This window comes from Polaribacter sp. BAL334 (genome assembly GCF_015767435.1).
Lineage (GTDB): Bacteria > Bacteroidota > Bacteroidia > Flavobacteriales > Flavobacteriaceae > Polaribacter.
Genome location: NZ_JADWOV010000063.1, coordinates 1 through 1,177, shown reverse-complemented (window position 1 = coordinate 1,177; position 1,177 = coordinate 1). Strand labels below are relative to the sequence as shown.

At 38.3% G+C, this 1,177-nt stretch carries 1 protein-coding gene and 1 pseudogene; both read right to left on the bottom strand.

What is annotated here, in order from left to right:
• Window positions 1–677, bottom strand: a 677-nt coding sequence (locus tag IU405_RS00350; RefSeq protein WP_197436682.1) for a gamma-glutamyltransferase, incomplete at its 3' end; no start/stop codon positions are given.
• 205 nt (window positions 678–882) lie between these two features.
• Window positions 883–1,177 (bottom strand): annotated as a pseudogene (locus IU405_RS00345) (serine hydrolase); the annotation flags it as partial.

Genomic DNA, 1,177 nt, shown 5'->3' with positions numbered 1-1,177 from the left:
TTCCCTTTATCACGAATCAGCTCAAGTGTTTTTGCCAATGCAGGCTGTTTCCATAGTTCTCCTGGCTTGGTAACTGCCTCTTTTTCAGAGTTAAAATATCGTTTCATAAAGGCATTGGTTTTATTGTCTTCCACCACTTGTAGCGCTTCTTTATAAAGACCCCAAGGCATTACGAACCCTTTTTTGGCTAAGTCAACTGCAGGTTCAACCAATTCTCGCCAAGGCAATTGACCATATTTTTGATGCGCCATATACAACCCTGCTACGGTGCCTGGCACTCCAACAGATAGTAAGCTATCATGATTACTACCATCGATTAACATCCCTTGTTTATCCAGAAACATTGTTGGGCTAGCAGCAAGAGGTGCTTTTTCACGAAAGTCAATGGTTGTAACTTCCCCTTTTGCGTTTAGGAATACTAAAAAACCACCTCCTCCAATATTTCCTGCTGAAGGATGTGTCACTGCCAATGCGAAAGCTGTTGCGATGCTGGCATCAATGGCATTACCTCCTTTTTTTAAAACCTCAAGACCCACTTTCGAAGCCAGCTCATTGGAAGAAACCACCATTCCGTTTTGACCATACACTTGTGCAATTCCCTCTGATTGATTGGAGAATAAAGACAGTAAGAATAAAACCTGAAATACTCCTTTTACGCTTCGTATTTTTTTGATCATGTTGTTTCTTGTTCGTTGATTTGATTTGAGTAATTTATTGAATTCCGTATCTTCTAGGTGAGATGTTTACCTAGCTTGGTGCATACGTTCTGGTACTTAGCGAAGTTTCGAACTTCGGAACCTAGTAGCTGCTTTCAAAGATAAAATTTCTTGCGAAATGTAAATGTGTGTTTCCTACAAAATTCGCAATCTTACCAAATGCCAGTTAGTGATCGTTTTTTATTTCGTTTCTTATCATTTTCAACAGCTCTGTATGATGGTAAAAGGTTTTCTTTAAATCGTCAGTATCATATGCTATATTTGAAAGTACAATTACGCTTGTCTTCGTTTTTGGAAAATAAAAGTTCATGGAAATAAACCCTGGAGCAAAACCTGTTTGGCCAAATTGCAAAATGTTTTCTTTTGTATCAACAGTTATTCCATATCCATATTCTGTAATTCCAAATATTGGGTGGTCACGAACAGCTCCATTTTGTTTTGTTTTCAGCAGGTTCATAGTC